19 protein-coding genes are annotated in these 18,615 nt (G+C 68.6%); 7 read left to right on the forward strand and 12 right to left on the reverse strand.

Annotated elements, in window-relative coordinates; genetic code table 11:
• The 6 genes from ACK42S_RS07415 to ACK42S_RS07440 all read right to left on the reverse strand — a co-directional run.
• Window positions 1-895, reverse strand: an 895-nt coding sequence (locus tag ACK42S_RS07415) for an ABC transporter substrate-binding protein (protein WP_409705046.1), incomplete at its 3' end; no start/stop codon positions are given.
• Between the two features lie 83 nt (window positions 896-978).
• Window positions 979-1,686: an ABC transporter ATP-binding protein gene (locus tag ACK42S_RS07420; RefSeq protein WP_409705048.1), complete on the reverse strand. Its 708-nt coding sequence runs from the start codon at window positions 1,684-1,686 to the stop codon at window positions 979-981.
• Window positions 1,673-2,464 (reverse strand): ABC transporter ATP-binding protein, encoded by a 792-nt coding sequence (locus ACK42S_RS07425; RefSeq protein ID WP_409705050.1) that lies wholly within the window; start codon window positions 2,462-2,464, stop codon window positions 1,673-1,675. The genes ACK42S_RS07420 and ACK42S_RS07425 overlap by 14 nt, the downstream gene beginning before the upstream one ends.
• The gene (locus ACK42S_RS07430) at window positions 2,457-3,491 is read right to left on the reverse strand and encodes a branched-chain amino acid ABC transporter permease (protein WP_409705052.1); all 1,035 of its coding nucleotides are present in this window, start codon (window positions 3,489-3,491) and stop codon (window positions 2,457-2,459) included. Before ACK42S_RS07430 ends, ACK42S_RS07425 begins: the two co-directional genes overlap by 8 nt.
• Window position 3,492: 1 nt before the next feature.
• Window positions 3,493-4,356, reverse strand: coding sequence for a branched-chain amino acid ABC transporter permease (locus ACK42S_RS07435; RefSeq protein ID WP_409705055.1), 864 nt, complete (start codon window positions 4,354-4,356; stop codon window positions 3,493-3,495).
• 34 nt (window positions 4,357-4,390) lie between these two features.
• The gene (locus tag ACK42S_RS07440; RefSeq protein WP_409705058.1) at window positions 4,391-5,152 is read right to left on the reverse strand and encodes an SDR family NAD(P)-dependent oxidoreductase; all 762 of its coding nucleotides are present in this window, start codon (window positions 5,150-5,152) and stop codon (window positions 4,391-4,393) included.
• Window positions 5,153-5,296: 144 nt separating this feature from the next.
• Here ACK42S_RS07440 and ACK42S_RS07445 point away from each other — a divergent pair, with 144 nt between their 5' ends.
• Window positions 5,297-7,180, forward strand: a complete 1,884-nt coding sequence (locus ACK42S_RS07445; RefSeq protein ID WP_409705061.1) for a PhoX family protein — start codon at window positions 5,297-5,299, stop codon at window positions 7,178-7,180.
• A 158-nt stretch (window positions 7,181-7,338) separates the two neighbouring features.
• The gene (locus ACK42S_RS07450) at window positions 7,339-7,728 is read left to right on the forward strand and encodes a nuclear transport factor 2 family protein (RefSeq protein ID WP_409705064.1); all 390 of its coding nucleotides are present in this window, start codon (window positions 7,339-7,341) and stop codon (window positions 7,726-7,728) included.
• 21 nt (window positions 7,729-7,749) lie between these two features.
• Here the strand turns inward: ACK42S_RS07450 and ACK42S_RS07455 are convergent, their stop codons facing one another.
• On the reverse strand, window positions 7,750-9,192 hold the full coding sequence (locus tag ACK42S_RS07455) for an NADP-dependent isocitrate dehydrogenase (RefSeq protein WP_409705067.1): 1,443 nt from the start codon (window positions 9,190-9,192) through the stop codon (window positions 7,750-7,752).
• A gap of 123 nt (window positions 9,193-9,315) precedes the next feature.
• Here ACK42S_RS07455 and ACK42S_RS07460 point away from each other — a divergent pair, with 123 nt between their 5' ends.
• A complete protein-coding gene (locus ACK42S_RS07460; protein WP_409705069.1) occupies window positions 9,316-10,287 on the forward strand; it encodes a LysR family transcriptional regulator in 972 nt (323 codons plus the stop codon).
• Here ACK42S_RS07460 and ACK42S_RS07465 read toward each other — a convergent pair.
• Window positions 10,284-11,801: a CoA-acylating methylmalonate-semialdehyde dehydrogenase gene (locus ACK42S_RS07465; protein WP_409705072.1), complete on the reverse strand. Its 1,518-nt coding sequence runs from the start codon at window positions 11,799-11,801 to the stop codon at window positions 10,284-10,286. The genes ACK42S_RS07460 and ACK42S_RS07465 overlap by 4 nt on opposite strands.
• A gap of 125 nt (window positions 11,802-11,926) precedes the next feature.
• Between ACK42S_RS07465 and ACK42S_RS07470 the strand changes: the two genes are divergently transcribed.
• Window positions 11,927-12,853, forward strand: coding sequence for a LysR family transcriptional regulator (locus ACK42S_RS07470; RefSeq protein ID WP_409705096.1), 927 nt, complete (start codon window positions 11,927-11,929; stop codon window positions 12,851-12,853).
• 336 nt (window positions 12,854-13,189) lie between these two features.
• Entirely contained in the window at window positions 13,190-13,612 is a 423-nt protein-coding gene (locus ACK42S_RS07475) for a universal stress protein (protein ID WP_409705075.1), read from the forward strand.
• 20 nt (window positions 13,613-13,632) lie between these two features.
• Here ACK42S_RS07475 and ACK42S_RS07480 read toward each other — a convergent pair whose 3' ends face one another.
• Window positions 13,633-14,265 carry a TetR family transcriptional regulator gene (locus ACK42S_RS07480; RefSeq protein ID WP_409705078.1) on the reverse strand — a complete coding sequence of 211 codons (633 nt, stop codon included), beginning with the start codon at window positions 14,263-14,265 and terminating at the stop codon, window positions 13,633-13,635.
• A gap of 193 nt (window positions 14,266-14,458) precedes the next feature.
• Between ACK42S_RS07480 and ACK42S_RS07485 the strand changes: the two genes are divergently transcribed.
• Window positions 14,459-15,439, forward strand: a complete 981-nt coding sequence (locus tag ACK42S_RS07485; RefSeq protein ID WP_409705081.1) for a fasciclin domain-containing protein — start codon at window positions 14,459-14,461, stop codon at window positions 15,437-15,439.
• Between the two features lie 34 nt (window positions 15,440-15,473).
• Window positions 15,474-15,929, forward strand: a complete 456-nt coding sequence (locus ACK42S_RS07490; RefSeq protein ID WP_409705084.1) for a fasciclin domain-containing protein — start codon at window positions 15,474-15,476, stop codon at window positions 15,927-15,929.
• 73 nt (window positions 15,930-16,002) lie between these two features.
• On the opposite strand, the gene ACK42S_RS07495 is transcribed toward ACK42S_RS07490, so the two are convergent.
• The 3 genes from ACK42S_RS07495 to ACK42S_RS07505 form a co-directional block, all read right to left on the reverse strand.
• Entirely contained in the window at window positions 16,003-16,209 is a 207-nt protein-coding gene (locus ACK42S_RS07495; RefSeq protein ID WP_409705087.1) for a hypothetical protein, read from the reverse strand.
• A gap of 163 nt (window positions 16,210-16,372) precedes the next feature.
• Window positions 16,373-17,971, reverse strand: a complete 1,599-nt coding sequence (locus ACK42S_RS07500; RefSeq protein WP_409705090.1) for an alkaline phosphatase D family protein — start codon at window positions 17,969-17,971, stop codon at window positions 16,373-16,375.
• 40 nt (window positions 17,972-18,011) lie between these two features.
• Window positions 18,012-18,615 (reverse strand): ArgP/LysG family DNA-binding transcriptional regulator (locus ACK42S_RS07505; protein ID WP_409705093.1); only part of this gene is annotated, 604 nt, incomplete at its 5' end.

Here is an 18,615-nt window from a genome sequence, read left to right on the forward strand (position 1 = left end):
GCTCGACGAAGTCACGGGCATGGGCTCGCGTGTCCTCCACCAGCGGCAGCACGCCGATCGAGCCTTCCAGCGGGCCATAGCCCCCCGTCACCTTCGCGATCTCGTCCATCTTGGCCTGGTAGATGATCACGAAGCCGCCCTTGAAGCCCAGCTCACGCGCCTGCTTGATCACGAGGCCGGTGGGCTCGGAGGCGCCGCCGATGAACATCACGTCGGGCTTGGCCGCCAGCACGCGGCTCACGCCGCTGTAGAAGTCGGTCGAGCGGTTGTACGACATCGGGTTCTCGGCCACGACTTTGCCGCCCGCCTTTTCCCAGGCGGGCTTGAAGGCCGCGGTCCAGGCCTTGGCGTAGTCGTGGTCGGCATTCGCAATGGCCAGGTTCTTGCCGTACTTGCCCATCGCATAGCGGGTGAAGGGCTCGACGTAGCCGGTGAACTCCGGCGGGATGCGCAGCGTGAGCTGATTGCCGCGTGCGGTGATGGTGGGCACGCTGGTGTACGACAGCAGCAGCACGCCCAGGCGCTCGTTGGTGGTCTGCACCGCGAAGCTGCCGCCCGAATGCGGGATCAGCACGGCCGGTGTCTTGTGCTCCTGCACCAGGCGCTGGGTGTTGATGGCGCTTTCGCTGGGGTTGTACTTGTCGTCCAGCGCCACCAGCTCGAGTTTGTACTTTCTGCCACCCACGTCCAGGCCATCGGCATTGATCTCGGCGATTGCCATTTCCATGCCCGACAGCACGTTCTTGCCGTACAGCGCAGCGCCGCCGCTCAGCGGGCCGGAAAAGCCGATCTTGACGACCTCCTGGGCGAAGGCGGTGCTGCCCAGGCCCGCCAGGGCCACGGCGGCGGCCATGCTGCGCAGCACGAAGCGGCGCGAAGAGGATGAATGCAACATGTCTGTGCTCTCCTGAGTGAAGCCGACCTGCACAGGGCCGGCGTGTGGTGGAACCAAAGAAAGAAAAGGAAACCGCCTCGCGATCAGGCCCCGATGTAGGCCCGACGCACCGTGTCGTTGTTGAGCAGCTCGTCGCGGCGGCCTTCCATCACGATGCGCCCGCCTTCGAGCACGTAGGCACGGTGGGCGATCTGCAGCGCCGCATAGGCGTTTTGCTCGGCCAGCAGCACGGTGGTGCCGGCGCGGTTGATGCGCTGGATCACCTCCAGCACCTGCTTGACCACCAGCGGCGCCAGGCCCAGCGAGGGCTCGTCGAGCAGCAAGGCCTTGGGCCGGCCCATCAGCGCGCGGCCGATGGCCACCATCTGCTGCTGCCCGCCCGACAGCGAGCCGGCCGCGTCGTCCTTCTTCTCGCGCAGGATGGGGAACATCTCGAAGACCTCTTCGAGCCGCCTGGCATTGCCCTGGCGGTCGCGCCGGTGCACGTAGGCGCCCAGCATCAGGTTCTTCAGCACCGACATGCCGGGAAAGAGCTTGCGGCCCTCCGGGCACAGCACCAGGCCCTGCTCGACCAGGCGGGCCGGCTTGGCTCCCGTCACCTCCTGGCCACGCAGGCGGATGCGTCCGCCGGCCGCCCTGAGCAGTCCGCTGGCAGTGAGGAAGATCGAGCTCTTGCCCGCGCCGTTGGCACCCAGCAGCACCACCAACTCGCCGTCGTCCGCGTGCAGCGACACCTCGTGCAGGGCGCGGAACGAGCCGTACTGCAGGCTCACCTTCTCAAGCTGCAGCATCGGCGGCCTCCTTCACGTCATGGGCGCCGTCGCTGCCGAGGTAGGCCTCGATCACCTGCGGGTTGCGACGGATCTCGGCCGGGCTGCCCTCGGCGATCTTCTCGCCATGGTTCAGCACCATGATCTTGTCGGCCAGGCTCATGATCATGTCCATCTTGTGTTCGATCAGACACACGGTCAGGCCGCTGTCACGCATCTTGCGGATCAGCGCGGCCAGGCCCACCGTCTCTTCGGGGTTCACGCCGCCGGCGGGTTCGTCGAGCAGCACCACCTTGGGTTCGGTGGCCAGCGCCAGCGCAAAGGCCACGCGCTTGCGCTCTTCCTGCGAGATGTCGCCGGCCATGCGGTGGGCGGCGTGGGCCAACCCCACGAACTCCAAGACCTCCTCGGCCTTGCGGCGGCAGCGCTTTTCCTCTTCGTGCAGGCGGCGCGTGCGCGCCAGCACGTCCCACAGGCCCGAGCGCGTGCGCAACCGGTGGCCGACGATGAGGTTGTCCAGCACCGTGGCGCGGTCGAAGAGCGCGGTGGTCTGGAAGGTACGCGCCACACCCAGCGCGGCCATCTGGTCGGCGCGCAGGCCGGCCACGTCGCGGCCTTCGTAGACGATGCGCCCGCTGGTGGGTGCCAGCGCTCCGCTGATCAGGTTGAAGAAGGTGGTCTTGCCCGCGCCGTTGGGCCCGATGATGGCGTTGATCTTGCCCGCCTCGACGGTGGTGCTCACCTCGCGCACGGCCGCCAGGCCGCCGAAGCGTTTGGTCAGTTGCTGGATCTCAAGCATGGCCGCCCTCCTGGGCAGACAAGGTGCCGCCGGCCCGCTGGCCGGCCGCGCGCGAGGCGGCCGTTGCACGCCGCGACAGGCGTCGCGCGCGCCATTGCAGCAGGCTGCCCACCAGGCCATGCGGGAGGAAGATGACCAGCACGATGAGCAGCGGCCCGAACACCACAAAGCGGTACTCCTGCAGGAACTGCAGGTACTGCGTGAGCCAGGGCATGGCCAGCGCCCCCAGCAGCGGGCCGAACATCGTGCCAATGCCGCCGATGAGCATGTACATCGTCATGTCGAAGGTATGCTCCACGCCGGCCACGCCAGGGCCCAGGAAGCGCACGAAACCCGCATACAGGCCGCCCGCGAGGCCGGCATAGAACACCGACAGCACGAAGGCGATCAGCTTGGTGCGCATCAGGTTGATGCCCAGCGCCTCGGCCAGGTCCTCGCTGTTGCGCACCGCCACGAAGCTGCGGCCCATCAGCGAGTGGACGATGCGGTGCATGGCCCACAGGCCGGCGGCCAGGAAAAAGAGCACCAGGTAATACAGCTCGCGCGGGGATTCGAACTGCAGCGGCCCGATGGGCGAGGGCGAGGGGATGCCGATGATGCCCACGGTGCCGTGGGTGAGGCTTTCCCACTTCTCGATCACCAGGTACATGATGTAGCCCACGCACAGCGTGAAGATCGAGAAGTAGTGGCCCTTCAGGCGCAGCGAGACGATACCGATGAGCAAGCCCAGCACGGCGGCCACCCCGCCCGACAGCGCAAACGCCACCCAGAAGGGCACACCATGGTCCACCGTGAGGATGCCCACCGTGTAAGCGCCCACGGCCATGAAGCCCGCATGCGCGAGGTTGAACTGCCCTGTGTAGCCGGTGATGAGGTTGAGCCCCACGGTGGCCAGCGCGAAGATGTAGGCGGTGGACATCACCGTGAGGTGGTAGTCGTTGCCGGCCACGAAGGGGAAGGCGATGCCGGCGGCCAGCAGCAGGCTCCAGCCGAGCTTGCCGTGCAGAAGGTCGAAGACGCGGTCCATCTCAGCGCACTCCCTTGGTGAACAGGCCCTCGGGGCGCAACGACAGGATCACGACCAGCAGTGCAAAGGCGATGATGTCCTTGTAGTCGGGCGAGATGTAGAAGGCGCCGAAGCTCTCGGCAAAGCCGATGATCAGCCCGCCCACGATCGCGCCGGGCACGCTGCCCATGCCGCCCAGGATGATGATCACGAAGGCCTTGGTGATGACCAGGTGGCCCATCGCGGGGTAGATGAGGTTGATCGGCGCATACAGTGTGGCGGCCACCGCGGCCAGCCCACCCGAGATGGCGAACGTCAGCATCGCCACGCGGTTCGGGTCGATGCCCACCAGCGCCGCGCCCTGGCGGTTCTGTGCCATCGCGATGATGGTCGAGCCCATCACCGTCTTTTTCAGGAAGAGGTGCAACGCCACCATCAGCGCAAAAGCCGCCCCCACGATCATCAGCCGCTGCACCGGCGCGGTGGCACCGCCGATCTCGACGATGCCGGTGTAGGGCGTGGGCAGGCGGTGGAAGTCGGCCCCCCATACCGCCTGGGCGCCGGCTTCGAGGAAGAGCAGCAGGCCGATGGCCGCGATCATGTGGTGCAGCCCCGGCGCATCGCGCAGCGGGTGGAACACCAGCCGCTCGGCCAGCACGGCAATGAGCGCCACGGCCACTGCGGCCCCCGCCATGCCCACCCAGTAGTTGAAGCCCTGGGCGGTGATGAGCCAAAAGGCCGCGTAGGCGCCGGCCATGTAGAAGGCGCCATGCGCGAAATTGGGCACGTGCAAGATGCCGTAGACGAGTGTGAGACCCAAGGCCACGAGGCTGTAGATGCCGCCGAGCGTGAGCCCGTTGAGCACTTGTTGGAAGAACAAGTCCAAGGCGAAACTCCGTGTGAGAGGCAACGGCACAGGCTCAGCGGATCATGTAGCCGCCATCGGCCACGATCGTCTGGCCGGTGATGTAGCGGCCGGCGGCCGAGGCCAGCATCACCGCGATGCCGCCGATGTCATCAGGCTCGCCGAAGCGGCGCAGCGGCAACTGGCTTTCGATCAGCGCGCGCACGCGCGGGTCGTCCACCAAGGCCTTGGCGAAGTCGGTGCGGATCACGCCAGGGGCGATGCAGTTGACGCGGATGTTGTCCGGCCCCCACTCGACGGCCAGGTTGCGCGCCAACTGCATGTCGGCCGCCTTGGAGATGTTGTAGGCGCCGATGGTTGCCGAGCCGTGCAGCCCGCCGATCGACGAGACGATGACGATGGCGCCGTCCTTCCTGGCGGCCATGTCCTCGCGCACCATCTGACACAGCCAATGATTGCTCAGCACGTTGTTGTGCATGATCTTGTCGAAGACCTCATCGCTCATGCCGGTGCTGGGGCCGTAGTAGGGGTTGCTCGCGGCATTGCACACGAGGATGTCGATCGGTCCCCAGTGCTCGCGGGTGCGTCTCACCAGGGCTTCGAGCTGGTCCCTGGACGAGATGTTGGCCGGGATCGCGAGGGCCTGGCCGCCGTCGTCGCGGATGGCCTGGGCCACGGCTTCGCAGGCGTCGGCCTTGCGGCTGGAGATCACTACGCGGGCCCCACTGCGCGCGAGGTTTTCGGCGATGGATCGGCCAATGCCGCGGCTGGAGCCGGTCACAATGGCCACCTTGTTGTCGAGGCGGAAAAGCTTCATCCGCTGTCTCCTTCTGATACTGGGTTCGCAAGGTAGGCAGGCCGCACATCAGGGTCAGTCACGCACGAGACAATCCCAGGGTCCACCCTAGGTTTTCGGACGGCCGTGCACTTCTTCAGGACATATTCAGCAAGCCTCATCACCATGCCCAAGGACTACGAACGGATGGAGTGGTCGAACCGCAGCGAGCGTGCGGACCTGCGTTCGTTGTGCGATCTTTCGCGGCGTCGTGTGCTGCAAGGCAGTACGGTGGCGGCCTTGGTCTCTCTGGGCCTCGCGCCGGCTTCGGCGGTGTCGTCATCGCCGCTGTTGGGCTTTCGGGGCGTGCCGCCCTCCACCGCCGATGCCGTGGTGGTGCCCGAGGGCTACGTGGCCCAGGTGATCGCACGGTGGGGCGAGCCGGTGGGCCTGGTGGGGAACATGCCCCCTTGGCGGCCTGATGCCAGCCACAGCGCCGACGACCAGGCCGCACAACTGGGCATGCACCACGACGGCCTGCACTTCTTCCCGCTCGACGGCCGCAGCGACCGGGGTCTGCTGGTGATGAACCACGAATACACCGATGAAGGCCTGCTGCATCCCGACGGCATGGCGAACTGGTCAGCCGAGAAGGTGCGCAAGAGCCAGGCCGCGCACGGCATCTCGGTGGTGGAGGTGGCAATGCGTGATGGCCGATGGCAACTGGTGCGCCCCTCACGGTATGCGCGCCGCCTCACGGTGGTCTCGCCCTTCACGCTGCGCGGCCCGGCCGCCGGCCACCCGATGATGCGCACCGCGGCCGACCCGGCCGGCCTCACCGTGCGGGGCACCCTGAACAACTGCGCCGCCGGCCTCACGCCCTGGGGCACCTATCTCAGCGGCGAAGAGAACTTCATCGGTTACTTCGCCGCACCAGAACGGCTCGATGCCCACCAGCGCCGCTGGGGCCTGGGTGCCAATTGGGGCTACCGCTGGCATGAGTTCGACGAACGCTTCGATGCCGCGCGCCACCCCCACGAACCGAACCGCTTCGGCTGGATCGTCGAGGTGGACCCCTTCGACCCGCAGTCCACCCCGGTCAAGCGCACGGCCTTGGGCCGCGCCGCACACGAAGGCGCCACCGTGGCGGTCACCCGCGACGGCCGTGCCGTCGTCTACAGCGGCGAGGACGCCCGCTTCGAATACCTCTACAAGTTCGTCTCGCGCGACGCGATCCGTCCCGGTGGCGCCAAGGCCAATGCCGAACTGCTCGACCACGGCATCCTCTACGTCGCCCGCTTCGATGCCGATGGCCGGGGCCGCTGGCTGCCGTTGGTGCATGGCCGCGCACCCTTGACGCCGGCTCATGGCTTCGCCGACCAGGGTCAGGTGCTCATCCAGGCGCGCCAGGCCAGCGACGCTTTGCAGGCCACGCCGATGGACCGTCCCGAATGGGTGGCGGTGAACCCCGCCACGCGCGAGGTCTTCTGCTCGCTCACCAACAACACCCGCCGCGGTACCGAGGGTCACCCCGGCGTGGACGCCGCGCACCCGCGTGCACGCAACAGCATGGGCCACATCATCCGCTGGCGCGAGGAGGGTGACTTCGACGGCGAGACCTTCACCTGGGACGTCTTCCTCCTGGCCGGCGACCCGGCGAATGCGCGGGCCGAAGCGCAAGGCAATCTCCGCGGCGACGCCTTCGCCAACCCCGACGGCCTGTGGGTCGATGCCCGCGGCGTGCTGTGGATCCAGACCGACATGAGCGCCAGCGTGATGGGTCGCGGCGAATTCGCGCGGCTCGGCCACAACCAGATGCTCGCCTGCGACCCCGCCACCGGCGAAGTGCGCCGCTTCCTTACCGGCCCGCGCGGCGCCGAGATCACCGGTGCCACCATGACGCCCGACGGCACCACGATGTTCGTCAACATCCAACACCCGGGCGAGCCCGAGAACGACCGGACCGACCCGGCCGAGCCCACGAAACACTCCCGCTGGCCCGACGGCGGCCGGCCCCGCTCGGCCACCGTGGCGGTGAGGCGCCGGGACGGAGGGCTGGTGGGGGCGTGAGGCGCGATGAAGCAGGCCGGGCTTGGGAGGCGGCGTGCGGGGCTGAGGTCGGCGGGCCGCGGCATACTTTCACCATGCCCCCTGCACGGCGTTGAGACGCCCGCCTCGGGCCCCCGGTGGGGGCGGCAAGCGCGCTGGTGGCTGATACGGAGCAGAGCATGTCCCCACACCCTCTCGACACCTGGCACCGGCTCGTCCGCGAGCAGGACGCCTCGGGCCTGCCGGCGCTGCTGGCCGAGGATGCCGTCTTCCACTCGCCCGTGGTGCATACCCCGCAGCGCGGGCGCGGGCTGACGGCGGCTTACCTTGCGGCGGCCTTCCGGGTGTTCTCCCACCCGAGCTTCCGCTACGTGCGCGAAATCGTCGGCCCATCGGAGGCGATGCTGGAGTTCGAACTCGAACTGGACGGCATCGCCATCAATGGCGTGGACATCCTGCGCTGGAACGAGGCCGGGCAGATCAGCGACTTCAAGGTCATGCTGCGCCCGTTGAAGGCCGTCCACCTGATCCACGAGCGCATGGCGGCAATGCTGCAGGCGGGGCGCTGAACACCGCCGCCAGGCGTCGATTCAGCCGTGCACCCCGGCATAGCCGGGCTCGCCGGCGAAGTGGTAGAGGTTCTCGGTCTTCACGACCTCATAGCCGGCTTCGTGCAGCCGGGCCTGCAAGGCCAGGACCTCGCCGAAGTTGGCCTGGTCGTCCGTGGCCTTGAAGCGGCAGCGCCAATGGTCCACACAGAAGGTTTGCGGCAGACCGTGCGGCCAGACCTTCACGCCGCGGTTGGTGATGAGCTGCAGCACCAGCGAGCCCTGCCCGAAGCGCTGCAGCGCCTGGCCGAGCTGCTCGGGTGCCGCCCCGCGCCACTGCAGGAACACATCGACGCCCACGAGTTGCTTGGGGGCCGGGTCGCGTCGCGCCGGGGCGGGCAGTTGCAGCGGGCCGTTCGCATCGAAGCGCACCGGGCGCAGGATCTCGGGCTGGCGCCCCAGGCGTTGGACCACCGCCTGCGCAAACGCCTGCGTGCCCAGCAGCCGGCGGCTGTGGCCCTCGCGGTGGATGTCGGCCGTGTGCAGGCCCTCTTCCAGTGTGCGCAGCCAGGCGTTGTGCACCCGCTCGGCCACATCGGCCTGGCCAAGATGCAGCAGCATCTGCACGGCGGCATTGAGCAGGCCCGAGGGATTGGCCACATCGCGACCTGCCAGCTGGGGGGCCGAACCATGGATGGCTTCGAACATCGCGCAGTGCTCGCCGATGTTGGCCGAGCCGGCCATGCCGACCGAGCCGGCGATCTGCGCGGCCACGTCCGAGAGGATGTCGCCGTAGAGGTTGGGCGTGACGATGACGTCGAAGTCCTGCGGCGCATCGGCCAGGCGCGCGGCACCGATATCGACGATGAGGCTGTCGCGTTGCAGTTCGGGGTACTGTGCGCCGATCTCCTCGAAGACGCGGTGGAAGAGCCCATCCGTCATCTTCATGATGTTGTCCTTGATGAAGCAGGTGACGCGACGCCGCCCGTGGCGGCGTGCGTACTCGAAGGCGTAGCGCACGATGCGCTCGCAGCCCGGACGCGTGACCAGCTTGAGGCATTGATAGACCTCGTCGGTCTGGCGGTGCTCGATGCCGGCGTAGAGGTCTTCCTCGTTCTCGCGCACGATCACCACGTCCATGCCGGGGTGCCGGGTGGGCACCACCGGGTGATAAGCCACGCAGGGCCGCACGTTGGCATACAGGCCCAGCGCCTTGCGCAGGCTCACGTTCAGGCTCTTGTAGCCCCCGCCCTGCGGCGTGGTGATGGGGCCCTTGAGCAGCACACGGCTTTCGCGCAGGACATCCCAGGATTCGGGGGCGATGCCCGAGGCGTGGCCGGCGCGATAGACCGATTCGCCCAGTTCGAGCATGCGGATGTCCAGACGCGCACCGGCGGCGTCGAGGATGCGCAAGGTGGCCTCCATCAAGGACGGGCCGATGCCGTCGCCAGGTGCGACGGTGACAAGGGGCAGGGATGGGCTCATGGCGTGATCTCCGTTCGTTGTGCTGGGTGGGCAGCGTCTGGATTTTTGGAGAACTCAAAGATTTTTAAAAATAGATTATCTTTGTGTGCAACATTGATGTTCTTAAATGATCGAGAGCCTGCCATGAAGACCCGCCTGCACACCCGCCAGACCACGTTCCGGCAACTGGAGATCTTCAAGACGGTGGCCGAGCGCCTGAGCGTGACCGAGGCGGCGCACGCGTTGCACCTGGCCCAGCCCACGGTGTCCACGCAACTGGCCAAGCTCTCAGAGGCTCTGGGCGTGCAGCCTTTCGAGCAGATCGGCAAGCGCCTGTACCTCACCGACGTGGGCGAGGAATTGCTGGCCAGCACGCGCGAGCTCTTCGATGTGCTCGACCGGCTGGAGATGCGCCTGGCCCAGCGCGCCGGGCTGTCCATCGGCCGATTGCGGCTGGGCGTGGTCACGACGGCCAAGTACCTGGTGCCGGCCTTGCTGGGCCCGTTCTGCAAGGCGCATCCGCAGGTGGAGGTGGAGTTGCAGGTGGGCAACCGGGCCGACATCCGCCAGCGCTTGCAGGCCAACCTCGACGACCTCTACGTGTTCAGCCATCCGCCCCGTGAACTGGACATCGAGGCGCAGTGGCTCACCGACAACCCGCTGGTGGTGATCGCCCCGCAGGACCACCCGCTGGCCCGCCGTCGCCGGCTGCGCTGGACGGATCTCGCTGGCGAGCGGCTGCTGATGCGCGAACCCGGTTCGGGCACGCGCCATGCCATCGAAAGGCATCTGGCCCAGCAAGGCTGGACACTGGGCCGCACGCTCACGATCGCCAGCAACGAGGCGATCAAGGAGGCCGTGCTCTCGGGCCTGGGCCTGGCCATCCTGAGCCGCCACGCGCTCACCCACATGGCACCGGGCAACCTGGTGGAGCTGCCGGTCCAGGGTTTTCCGATCCCGAACAGTTGGTACCTGGTCACCCCCAGGGGCAAGCAGTCGTCGCCGATCGCGCTGGCCTTCCGCGAGCATTTGCTGAGCGCGCTTGCGCCCAAGCCTGCCGGGCGCTCGTCGCTGAGCGCCGAAGAAAGGCGCACGAGGCCCAGCCGGCGGGTTTAGCGTGCCGTGGGCATCACGAATTCGGCCCCCTTGGGCGTGCTCTCGGGCCAGCGCTGCATCACCGACTTCTGCCGGGTGTAGAAGCGCACGCCCTCCTCGCCATACGCATGCATGTCGCCAAAGAGCGAGCGCTTCCAGCCCCCGAAGCCATGCCAGGCCATCGGCACGGGGATCGGCACGTTGATGCCCACCATGCCCACCTCGATGCGTTGGGCGAACTCGCGGGCGACATGGCCATCGCGGGTGAAGCAGGCCACACCGTTGCCGTATTCATGGGCATTGACCAGGGCCACCGCCTGCGCGAAGTCCTTCACGCGCACGCAGCACAGCACCGGGCCGAAGATCTCCTCGCGGTAGATCTTCATCTGCGGGGTCACCCGGTCGAACAACGTGCCGCCCAGCCAGAAGCCGTTTTCGTGGCCACTCACCGTGTAGCCGCGGCCATCCACCACGAGCTGCGCGCCCTCGCGCACGCCCTGGGCGATGTAACCCTCGATGCGCTCGAGCGCCTGCTTCGTGACGATGGGGCCCATCTCGGCATCGAGCTCCATGCCGTTCTTGATCTTGAGCTGCTTCGTGCGCTCGGCCAGCCGGGGCACGATCCGGTCGCCCACCTCGCCGACCAGCACCGCCACCGAAATCGCCATGCAGCGCTCGCCCGCGGAGCCGTAAGCCGCGCCGATCAGGGCGTCCACCGCCTGGTCGAGGTCCGCGTCGGGCATCACCACCATGTGGTTCTTGGCACCGCCCAGCGCCTGCACGCGCTTGCCGTGGCGGGCGCCGGTCTCGTAGATGTATTGCGCAATGGGCGTGGAGCCCACGAAGCTCAGTGCCTTCACGTCCGGATGCGCCAGCAGCGCATCGACCGCCACCTTGTCGCCTTGCACCACGTTGAACACGCCGTCGGGCAGACCGGCCTGCCGGAGCAGTTCGGCCATGAAGAGCGAGGGCGAGGGGTCGCGCTCGCTGGGCTTGAGCACGAAGCTGTTGCCGCAGGCGATCGCCACCGGGAACATCCAGCACGGCACCATGCAGGGGAAGTTGAACGGCGTGATGCCCGCCACCACGCCCAGGGGCTGGCGCATGGTCCAGTTGTCGATGCCGGTGGACACCTGCTCGGTGTAATCGCCCTTGAGCAGTTGCGGGATGCCGCAGGCGAATTCGACGATCTCGATGCCGCGCGTGACCTCGCCCTGCGCGTCGGTGAACACCTTGCCGTGCTCGGCGGTGATCATCGCGGCCAGCGTGTCGCGGTGCTGGTTGAGCAGTTCGAGGAACTTGAACAGCACGCGCGCACGGCGGATCGGCGGGGTGGCCGCCCAGCCGGGGAAGGCCGCCTGCGCTGCGGCCACCGCGGCGTTCACGTCCTCGGGGCCGGCCAGCACCACCTCGCGCGCCACCGTGCCCGAGGCCGGGTGGTAGACGCTCTGGGTGCGGCCGCTCGTGCCGGGCGTGAGACGGCCGGCGATCCAGTGGGCCACGGTGGTGGAAAGTTGCAGGTCGGGGGCGCCCATGTCGTTCTCCTGAAGGGTCGGCGATGCACCCAGTCTAGGCCGCCACTGCGGGCCTTCCAAGCGCTGGCGGCTGACCACATTGTTCATTAGCATGAACAATCACCACCAACACCGTGAGATCAATCATGCTGGGCGAGCGCATCGAGGCCCTGTGGGGCCATGTCCATGCCCTGGGCGAACTGGCCGAGCAGGGCAGCTACACCGCGGCTGCGCGCCGCCTGGGCATCTCCAAGGCGGCGATGAGCCAGCGCATTGCCGAACTCGAGCGGGCCGCCGGCGTGCCGCTGGTGCAGCGCACCACGCGCTCGGTGCGCCTGACCGAGGCGGGCCAGCAGCTCGTGGATGCCACGCGCGAGGCCTATGCGCAGATCGAGCGCGGCTTTGCCAACGTGCGCGACCTGGCCGGTGCCCCGCGCGGCCTGGTGCGCCTGAGTGCGCCGGTGGCGCTGGGGCGCCAGCAGATCGTGCCGCGGCTGCCTGAGTTCCTGCGCCGCCATCCGCAGGTGCGCATCGAGATGGACCTCTCCGACCGCCTGGTCTCGCTGGCTCAGGAAGGCTTCGACCTGGCGGTGCGCCACACCGCCGCTCCCCCCGACACCCATGTGGCCTGGACCCTGTGCGAGACACGCTCCTGGCTGGTGGCCAGCCGGGCCTACCTGCGCCGGCGCGGCACGCCCGCTCATCCGCAGGACCTGGTCGCGCACGACTGCCTGGCCTATCCCCGCCCGGGCGAGACGACCACCTGGTCGTTCGAATCGGCCGACGGCCAGCGCGTGACCGTGCCGGTGCGGGGGGCCTTCGCGGCCAACAACAGCGAGGTGCTGCGCGAGGCGGTGCTGGGCGGGTTGGGCCTGGCGGTGCTGCCCGACTTCAGCGCCCAGGCTGCGCTGCGCGGCGGCCGCCTCGTGGCCGTGCTGCCGCGCTGGCGGCCGGTGGGGGCCTTTGGCGAGCGGCTCTATGCGATCCGTCCTTACAGCCCGGTGGTGCCGCGCGCCGTGCAGGCCCTGGTGGCCTACCTGCGCGACACCCTGGCCGCAGGCTTTGCGCCTTGACCATCGCCAAGGCTGGCCGCGGCCCGGGCGGAGCTTGGCGAAAAAAACGCCCACCGCGTGGGTGGGCGAGGAAGTCCTGTGAAGGACGTCGTTGGGAGACTGTGAACTGGCCCGCCGTGCGACACCTCGAGGGCGCCTGTGCGGCGGCGGCGACTTCTTGGTGTCAGCCCCGTGTGACAGCACCCAGCCACTGTACCGCCTCTGTCGTGAGGCCCCCATCCCTCAGAAGGGGGAAGCAGGGGGGCAACGGCAAGCTGCGTATGATCTTGATGCCCATCAAGTCCGCCCCGTCGCGGTGATGAGAAGCTTGCAACATTCCCTCTCAGGAGCGTTTCGATGAAGATCCTCGTTGCCGTCGACGGCAGTGCCTACACCAAGCGCATGCTGGGCTATCTGGCTGCGCACGACGAACTGTTCGGCGGCGGGCACGATTACACCGTGCTGACCGCCGTGCCGGCCGTGCCCCCGCGCGCGGCAGCGGTGATCGACAAGGAGACGCTGGCCGAGTACTACGCCGACGAGGCCGAGAAGGTGCTCAAGCCGGTGCGCACCTTCTTCGACAAGCAGGGCCTGAAGGCCAAGACCCTGCACAAGGTCGGCCATCCCGGTGAGGTCATCGCCAAGATGGCGGGCGCTGGCAAGTTCGACCTGGTGGTCATGGGCTCGCACGGCCACGGCACGCTGGGCAACCTCGTGATGGGCTCGGTGGCGACCTACGTGATCGCCCATTGCAAGACGCCGGTGATGCTGGTGCGCTGAGGCCCAGCGCCCGGCCGGGTTCAGTGCTCCGCGGCGTTGGCCGGCGCCGGTCCGCGCAGACCGTCGAAGCAGGTCGACAGCAGGTAGTCGATGATTTGCGCGTCGCTGTGCTGGCCGCCGGCCTTCAGGAAGCCCAGCACCGGATCGCAGGCACGCGCAAACAGGGTGTAGAGCACCACCTCGGGCGGCAGGGCCGGGTTGATCTGGCCATCGGCCTGCGCCGCGACGATCCAGGCCCCCAGCCGGTCGCTCAGCGCGATCAGCCGGTCCATGTAGCCACGGTGGGCGATCAGGGCTTGGCGCAGGCTGGAGTTCTGCGAGGGCAGCGAAGGCATCTCGCCGGCCAGTTGCACCTCCATCGTCCAGCGGGCGGTGGCGCGCAGCTTGTCGATGGGCGCAAGCCCCGCGTCCGCATCCAGCGGCGCGGTGAAGTCCAGCGCCCGTTGCAGCACGCGGATCATCGCCGCGGCCGCCAGTTCTTCCTTGGAGGTGAAGTGCTTGTACAGGCTCGCCTTGGCGATGCCCACATCGGCGGCGACCTCGTCCACCGTCATCACCTCGAAGCCCTTTTCCGCCAGCAGACGGTTGACCGACGAGACGATGGCGTCCTCGCGAGCGCGAAGCACCTGTTCCTTGAACGACATGCGGGCCATAGGCTGCATTGTAGACCTCCCGGCGACGAGACATACCCGATCGTCAAACTTTAACTGATCGGTCGTATGACAAACTAAGAAGTTGAAATTATGAACTGACGAGTTATATTTCCTGCTCGGCGACCGAAGCGTGTGCCCGATGACTTCGGACCCGGCGGGAGGGGCGTTTCTGGATTCCTTTCAGGAGAACCCCATGACTCGATGGCTCAAGTACCTGGTGGCGGCCGCGTCGGTCGCCTTCCTTGCCGCCTGCGGAGGCGGTGACGATGACGAGGACACCACGGCGGCGCCCAGCATTGTCGAGGTCGCCCAGAGCGATGCGAATTTCAGCACCCTGGTGGCCGCGGTGGTCAAGGCCGACTTGGTGGGCACACTCTCGGGCGACACCCAGCTCACCGTCTTTGCGCCCACCAATGCGGCCTTCGACGCGGCGGCCCGCGCCATCGGCCTGGCCGACGGTGCGGCGCTGGTGAACGCCCTGCCGGCCGATGCCCTGGTGAAGATCCTCACCTACCACGTGGTGGCCGGGGACAACCCGTCCACCGCCCTGACGGCCGGCTCTTTGAACACGCTCTACACCTTCGAAGGCAGTCCCGCCGCGCTGGACCTGAGCCTCACCGGCGGCGTGAGGCTCACCGACGAACTCGGGACCACGGCCACCGTCACCACCGCCGACCTCGACGCCCGCAATGGTGTGGTGCACGTCATCGACAAGGTGTTGGTGCCCCCCGGCGTGCTGAACCTCGTGCAGATGGCCCAGCTCAACCCGGCTTTCTCGGTGCTGGTGGAAGCCGTGGTGGAAGCCGGCCTGGTGGACACGCTGTCGGGCGCCGGGCCCTTCACGGTGTTCGCTCCCACGAACGATGCCTTCACGGCGGCCCTCGACGAACTCGACCTCACGAAGGACGAGCTGCTGGCCTCGCCCGATCTGGCGGCCATCCTGACCTATCACGTGGTGGGCGACGAGGTGCGCGCGGCCGAGGTGGCGGCCCTCGTGAGCAGCGGGCCGGCCGATGTGGTGACGCTCCAGGGCGACACCTTCCGCGTGGGCACCGACCTTCTCATCACCGACGGCCGCTCGCGCACCGCCAACCTCGTGGCCACCGACGTGGTGGCCAGCAACGGGGTGATCCATGTCATCGACCGCGTGCTGCTGCCGCCGGTGGCGCCCTGAATCTCCAACCCTCATCCCTCCAAGGAGTATTGCCATGAAGAAGCTGCTGATCGCCACCGCCCTGGGCTTGGGTCTGAGCGCCTCGGCCTGGGCCAAGGACATCGTCGACACCGCGATTGCGGCCGGCTCGTTCAAGACCCTGGTGGCCGCCGTGCAGGCCGCTGGCCTGGTCGAGACGCTCAAGGGCCCGGGGCCGTTCACGGTGTTCGCCCCCACCGACGAGGCCTTCGCGAAGATCCCCAAAGCCCAGCTCGATGCGCTGCTGGCCGACAAGGCCAAGCTGACCGCGGTGCTGACCTACCACGTCGTGCCCGGCAGAGTCATGGCCGCGGACGTCAAGGCCGGCAAGGTCAAGACCGTGCAGGGCCAGGAACTGACTCTCGGTACGACCGGCGGTGTGACGGTGAACAATGCCCGCGTGACGGCCACGGACGTGACCGCGAGCAATGGGGTGATCCATGTGATCGACACGGTGGTGATGCCCCAGTGAACCGACGGGCATCTCCTGGGGCGGGCACACCCCGCCCCGGCTGGGGGCCCGCCGAGGGCGGTCCCGGGGTGTGTCAGACGCCGTAGTGGCTGAACAGATCTTCGACGCGACGCCCCAGCGGGTCCTCGTCGCTGCGGCCATGGTGGGCCGGGGCGGGCACGGTGCCGCCCAGGCAGACCTCCAGCCCGAGCTCGGTGCCCAGGTCGGCGGGGTCGGGTTCATAGACCGGCTCCTGCGGGGCGGGAGCGCGGTTCCACGGGGGCAGCGAGAAGCGGGCCATGGTGCACCTTCCTTGCGGGCACGGCCAACGGGCGGTGCCTTGTCTCATCTCATGTTTCGGCAGTGTGCGCCGGGGCTGAAGCCCGCGATATCCCGAATTGGAGGGGGATGTGGCGACATTTGAACAGCCCGGGCCCTCAGCCGAGGGGGCTCGCGCTGGCTCGTCATGACCCCCAGGGGCCGGGCTCGCCCGCATGCTCGGGCTGCACGCCAGCATGACCCGACTCCACGACATAAACCGCCTGCGTGCCCAGCCGGGCGTCGGCGTGCACCGGGAAGCGCGTGGCGCGGAACTCGGCGCGCGAGCGGTGCGCATCCAGGCTCAGCAGCACGTAGCCGCGCTCGTCGGAGCGCGCATGCCGCAGATCCGGGTTGCTCGAGCGCACCAGACCCTGGGCATAGTCGGGCAGGCCGCGGGTGGTGATCGAGCTGGTGACGAACTCGCTGGCCACCACGGGCGACCGGGGGTCGTTGGGGATCACGCGCAGGTCCGCCGCGACATGGCGATGCACGTCGCCGCCCAGGGCCACGACGTTGCGCACCTGCGCCTCGGCCAGGCCCGACAGCAGCCGCTCGCGCGCGGCCGGATAGCCGTCCCAGGCGTCGGTGTACAGGCGACGGCCCACCGGTGTGCCCACGCCCCAGGGGCTGATCTGGCTGGCCTGGCCAAGCAGCTTCCACTGCCGGGGGCTGTGGGCCAGGCCGTGCTGCAGCCAGCGCTCCTGCTCGAAGCCCAGCATCGTGCGCTGCGGGTCCGACAGCTCCGGGCAGGGCGCGGCCAGGCGCCCGCCCACAGGCCGCTCGGCGCTGGCGCAGGCCTGGGGGGAGCGGTACTGCCGGCCATCGAGCGTCCACAGCTCGGCCAATCGACCCCAGGCATAGCGGTGATGCAGCCGCATCCGCGGCCCCTGGGGCGCCATCCACGGCGCCAGCGGCAGATGCTCGAAATAAGCCTGGTAGGCTGCCGCGCGCAGGGCCAGGAAGGCGGCCGGATCCGGATGCCGCGGGCTGCGCTCGCCGGCGTAATCGTTCTCGACCTCGTGGTCATCCCAGGTCAGCACCCAGGGGTGGGCGGCATGGGCGGCGCGCAAGTCGGGGTCGAGCTTGTACTGGGCATGGTGGCGTCGAAAGCCCGCCAGGGTGGTCGGGCGCGGGCCGTGACGGCGCAGCTGGAAATTCGGGTGGCTGGTCTCGTAGAGGTAGTCGCCCACGAACAGCACGAAGTCCAGATCCTGCCGGGCAATCTCGCGGTGCGCCACGAAATGGCCCTGCTCGTAATGCTGGCAGGAGGCCAGGGCCAGGCGCAGCAGGCCCACCTCGGCATCCTCGGCCGGCGCGGTGCGTGTGCGCCCGACGGGGCTGGTGGCCCCGCCGCAATGAAAGCGGTAGTGGTAGGTGCGAGCGCTGGGCAGGCCCCTCACGTCGACATGGACGGCATGCGAGCGCTCGGGCCCGGTCCACACCTCGCCGCGCTGGCGCACCTGCCGGAAGTGTTCATCGTCGGCAAGCTCCCACTGCAGCTTCAACGCCACCGGGGGCAGGCCGCCGTCGGGCTCCAGCGGCTGCGGAGCCAGCCGGGTCCACAGCACCACGCCATCGGGCCGCGGCATGCCGCTGGCCACGCCCAGCGTGAACGGGTCGTTGGTGAAGCGCGGCGTTTCGGCTCGCGCTTGCACCGGCGCGGCCAAGCGGGCCAGCGCCAAAGCGGCGCCGGCACGCGCAAGCTGCGCGAGGGTGTGGCGGCGGCTGGAGAGGGGGTGCATGGTGCCCTGCATTGTCGCGCCCGGGCCCCTGGATCGGGGTTCAGGGCGCGGGCTCCAGCACCCGGCGTGCCCCGGCCGCCAAGGCCAGACCGACGCGATCGAGCAGGCTGGCGCGCGCGCCGGGTTGGCGTTCGTCGCCCAGCTTCCATTGGTGCCAGTGCAGGGCCACCGGCAGGCGCACCTCGGGGTGCAGCACCTGCAGCTCGCCGCGTTCCAGATGGGCGCGCACCTGCAGTTCCGGGGCCACGCCCACGCCCCAGCCCATCACGGCCGCGCGTACATAGGCGTCGGACGAGGGCACGAAGCGTTCGCGCAAGCGGGGCGCGCGCACCCCGAAGGCACGGCTCACCCACTGCGCCTGCATGTCGTCCTTGCGGTTGAAGACCAGGAAGGGCACGTGCGCGAAGTTGCGCCGGTGCAGGCCCTGCGGCAGTTCGCGCGCGATGAAGGCCGGGCTGGCCACCGCCACGTAGGGCATCACGCCCAGGGGGGTGACACGGCAGCCCTGCAAGGCCCGGCGCACCGTGCTCACGCAGCCCAGCACCGCGCCCTGGCGCAACCAGTCGTGGGTGAAGTCCTGGTCGTCCACCACCAGCTCCAGCGAGACGCCCTCGTGCACCAGCGCATCCAGCGCCGGCGACACC

The organism is Caldimonas sp., from assembly GCF_046289365.1.
Classification (GTDB): Bacteria; Pseudomonadota; Gammaproteobacteria; order Burkholderiales; family Burkholderiaceae_C; genus Caldimonas.